The 4,206-nt window shown below is 67.1% G+C and carries 3 protein-coding genes and 1 pseudogene; 3 read left to right on the forward strand and 1 reads right to left on the reverse strand.

Translation table 11 applies throughout. The features are described 5' to 3' along the window. From EOA28_RS26820 to EOA28_RS26830, 3 genes and pseudogenes are all read left to right on the forward strand, one after another. Positions 1-197: pseudogene (locus EOA28_RS26820) on the forward strand (sugar ABC transporter ATP-binding protein); the annotation flags it as partial. Continuing rightward, a complete protein-coding gene (locus EOA28_RS26825) occupies positions 194-1,180 on the forward strand; it encodes an ABC transporter permease (protein ID WP_127249474.1) in 987 nt (328 codons plus the stop codon). The pseudogene EOA28_RS26820 and the gene EOA28_RS26825, both read left to right, overlap by 4 nt. Continuing rightward, positions 1,177-2,163 (forward strand): ABC transporter permease, encoded by a 987-nt coding sequence (locus EOA28_RS26830; protein WP_128315454.1) that lies wholly within the window; start codon positions 1,177-1,179, stop codon positions 2,161-2,163. The genes EOA28_RS26825 and EOA28_RS26830 overlap by 4 nt, the downstream gene beginning before the upstream one ends. A gap of 14 nt (positions 2,164-2,177) precedes the next feature. Here EOA28_RS26830 and EOA28_RS26835 read toward each other — a convergent pair. After that, a partial coding sequence (locus tag EOA28_RS26835; RefSeq protein ID WP_128315455.1) for a molybdopterin-dependent oxidoreductase occupies positions 2,178-4,206 on the reverse strand: 2,029 nt, incomplete at its 5' end.

Below are 4,206 nucleotides of genomic sequence, written 5' to 3' on the forward strand. Positions count from 1 at the left end.
AAATGGAGGAGGTGCAGCGCGTCTGCGACCGTGTCATCGTGATCTTCGGCGGCCGTGTCGTCGACACCTTCCCGGTGGAAGAGGCCGATGAAGCGGCATTGATGCGCGCAGCTTACGGCCTGCCGCGCGGCGCCAGGGCCGATGTCGGCATCCTTGCCGAGGTCAAACCCGCTTCCGATGCGGAGGTCGCGCCATGAGCCGCTTCCTCCGCAACCAGGGCTGGGTCGCCGGCCTCTTTGCCCTGCTGATCTTCCTCTTCGTCGTCACCAAGCTGATCCAGCCCGGCTATGGCAGCGGCGACTTCGGCTCGCTGGCGCGGGCGGTCCTGCCTTACGCCTTCGCCGTCGCCGCTCAGACCGTCGTCGTCATCGCCGGCGGCATCGACCTTTCGGTCGCCGCCATGATGGCGCTGACCAGCGTCACCGCAGCCTCGATGATGAACGGCGCCAGCGAGGAATATGCGCTCTTCGTCGTGCCCTTCGTGCTGGCCATGGGGCTGGTCCTCGGCGCGCTGAACGGTATCCTCATTGTCGTCACCCGGGTGCCCGACATCGTCGTCACGCTTGCCATGCTGTTCGTGCTGCAGGGCGCGGCGCTCCTCGTGCTCGGCGCTCCCGGAGGCGCGGCCGCCGAATGGCTGAAGGCCAGCGTCATCGGCACGGTGCCGGTCCCCGGTCTGCCCGATTGGGCCGACGCCTGGGTCCCGAAGGCGCTGGTGCTGCTCGTCGTCTGTCTCTGCATCGTGTGGATTCCGCTCAGGCGCTCGCGCCTCGGCCTCTCCATCTACGCCATCGGCAGCAACGAGCTCGCTGCCTTTCGCAGCGGCGTGCCGGTGGCCCGCACCAGGATCATCGCCTATGCGCTCTCCGGTCTGTTTGCGGCGCTCGGCGGCCTGTCGCTCACCATCAGCACCGGCATCGGCGCGCCGATACCCGGGCCTTATCTGCTCGCCAGCGTCGCCGCGGTGGTGCTGGGCGGCGTCGCGCTCGGCGGCGGCAAGGGCGGCCTGCTCGGGCCGATCATCGCCGTCTTCGTGCTGCGGCTGGTGCGCACCGACCTGACGCTTCTGGCCATCGATCCGAACGTCACCGCCATCATCGAAGGTTTGATCATGGTCGCGGTCGTGATGTTCGGCGCCTTCATCACCATGCGGAGCCGTCCGGCAGGAGCAACGCCATGACCGACATCGCGACCATGCCCCGGCCCGTCTCGTTCGGCCGCCGCCTGAAGCGCTTCATGGCGGACCGGCCGCTGATCCCTTTGATCATCCTCTTGATCATTCTCGTGGTGATCCTGCAGATCCTGCGCCCCGGCATCGTCAACGAGCGCTGGCTCGCCAACACGGCGAAGTTCGCCATTCCGCTGGCGATCCTCGCCGGCTGCCAGACCATGACCATGCTGACCGGCGGCATCGACCTTTCCGTCGGCACGGTGGCGACGATGAGCGCCTTCATCATGGCCACCCAGATCGTCAACCAGGATCCGGCTGTGGCTTTCCTGCTGGCCATGCTGCCCGCCGTGCTGATCGGCCTCGTCAACGGCATCGGCGTCGGCGTGTTCCGGGTGCATCCGCTGATCATGACGCTCGGCACCAGCCTGATCGGCACCGGCTTCCTGCAGGTCTACCAGCGCACCGTGATCGCGTCGGGCGCGAAAATCCCGGATTTCCTCAACTGGCTGGGCACCGGCCTCACCTACGGTTTTCCCAATGCGCTTCTCCTGTTCGTGCCGGTGGCCGTGCTGATCGTCTTCATGCTGAACCGTACCGGCTTCGGCCGCCTGCTCTATTCCGTCGGCGACAATGAGCGCGCCGCGCGCCTGTCCGGCGTCCGCTACTGGCAGGTGATCACGGCGCTCTACGTCCTTTCCAGCCTGCTCGCCGGCATCACCGGCCTGCTCTATATCGGCCTGATCAAGGCGCCTTCGCTGTCGCTCGCCGAGCCGCTGGTGCTGCCTTCGGTGGCCGCCGCCGTCATCGGCGGCACCTCGATCTTCGGCGGTCGCGGCGGCTATACCGGCACCATCATCGGCGCGCTGATCCTGACCGTGCTGACGACGCTGCTCACCATTCTGCAGATGCCCGAAGGCGGCCGCCGCATCCTGTTCGGCTTCATCGTGCTGTTCGTGACGGCGGCCTATCTGCGGATCGTCGAAGACCGGTAGCGCCGGCGCACGGCTCACTCCGCCGCTTGCACCTGGCGGGCGCCGATGATCGCCCGGATCTCGGAGCGGCAGGAGCCGCAATTGGTGCCGGCGCGTAGCATCGAACCGATCGCTTCGAGGCTGTCGCATCCGGTGGCGACCGCGGACGCGATTTGGTTGGCGCCGACATGGAAGCATGCGCACACGACCCGCCCAATGGCAGGCATGGGCACGGGCGAGCGGCCGGATAGAAGCGCATGGCGATCTGTTGTCGACAGCTTCTGGCGCGTGGCGAGCAGGGACACCAGCCAGTCGCGCGCCGGCAGTTGGTCTGGAGCGGCGACCAGCAAGGCCTCGGCCATGGCGCCGCCATCGTCGATGGCCGCCGCGCGATAGGCGAGCCCGCGGCGATCGGTGTATTCGAGCAACTGGTCCCGCCGTTTGACGCCCAGCAGCTTGCGCGCCAGGAGGATCCCCTGGTCCGGCGGCTCGGTTCCAGTCAGTTCATAGACCCAGCCGCCATCGACCGCATGCCGGCTCCAGTGGACGAAACCTGTCGGCCGCAGATCACGGCGTGTGATGAGCACGCCGGCCCAGCCGGTCTCTTCCCGCACGATCCTGACTGGAACATGCTTGAGCTCCGGTTGGCCGGAATGCGGATCGGTGACCGGCGAGGACAGCAGACCGGCCGCGGCCCTGGCCGCGAACTGTCCGCTCCAGTGCATGGGCAGGAAAGCATGGCCACGCCGCTGCGAGTCGGCCACGCGTACTCTCGCCCGAACGAAGCCGAAGCGGGTTGAAAGCTGGGCGAGGTCGCCATCCTTTAGGTGTCGCGCGGCCGCATCGGCCGGATGAAGATCGACCGCCGGCTCCGGCACGTTAGCCATCAAACGCGGCACATTCCCGGTGCGCGTCATGGTGTGCCACTGATCGCGAACCCGGCCGGTGTTCAGGGCAAGTGGATAGTCGGCATCGACGCTGAAGGCCGTTGCCTCCTGCCGCACCGCCACGAAGCGCGCGCGGCCGTCGGGCGTCGGAAAACGACCGTCGCCAAACAATCTCGTCTGGTGCTCGCCTCGATCCGACGTGGGCCAAAGACGCGGCGCGAAGGTTGAATAGTCTTCATCGGTAAGATCAGCAAAGCCGCCGAGATCGAACAGGCGCTCGCCCCCGTTCTCGAAGGCGGAGAGCGCCGCATGCTCGCGGAAAATCTCGGCCGGCGCCCGGAAGGCGAAGGCATCGCCAAAGCCCATGCGGGCGGCGACATCGCAGACGATGCGCCAGTCGGCTCTCGCCTCGCCCGCCGGCGGCAGGAACGGTCGCTGGCGCGAGATACGCCGCTCCGAATTGGTGACCGTGCCGTCCTTCTCGCCCCAACCAGCGGCCGGCAGCAGAACGTCGGCACAGCGCGTGGTGTCGGTGCGGGTGACATCCGAAACGACGACGAAATCGCATTTAGCGAGCGCGGCACGCACGCGTGAAGCATCCGGCATGGAGACCGCCGGATTGGTGCCCATGACCCACAGCGCCTTGATGCGGCCGTCGGCGACCGCCTGGAACATGTCCACCGCCTTCAGGCCGACGCGGCGGGCGATGTCGGGCGCCTTCCAGAAGCGGGAGACACGATCGATGTTGGCTTCATCCGCGAAGTCCATATGCGCGGCGAGCTGATTGGCCAGGCCACCCACCTCGCGGCCGCCCATGGCGTTCGGCTGCCCGGTGACCGAGAACGGTCCCATGCCGGGCTTGCCGATGCGGCCGGTGGCGAGATGGCAATTGATGATGGCGTTGACCTTGTCGGTTCCATGCGCCGACTGGTTCACACCCTGGCTGTAGACGGTGACGGTCCGGTCAGTGTCGGCGAAGAGATCGTAGAAGGCCTGGACATCGGCGGCCGCCAATCCGCAGCCCTTCGCAATACGTGCGATCGACGGCGCATCGGCGCTGGCCAGCGCGGCCGCGGCGTCGAAGCCCGACGTGTTGTCGCGGATGAAATCGGTATCGCTCTTCCCGCTCTGGACGAGATACGCGAGCAATCCGTTGAACAACAGCACGTCCGTGCCA

The sequence above is a fragment of the Mesorhizobium sp. M2A.F.Ca.ET.067.02.1.1 genome (genome assembly GCF_004023285.1).
Lineage (GTDB): Bacteria > Pseudomonadota > Alphaproteobacteria > Rhizobiales > Rhizobiaceae > Mesorhizobium.

Coding starts and splice junctions, on each gene's coding strand:
- EOA28_RS26825 (WP_127249474.1), top strand. CDS start 194: ATGAGCCGCTTCCTCCGCAACCAGGGCTGGGTCGCCGGCCTCTTTGCC.
- EOA28_RS26830 (WP_128315454.1), top strand. CDS start 1,177: ATGACCGACATCGCGACCATGCCCCGGCCCGTCTCGTTCGGCCGCCGC.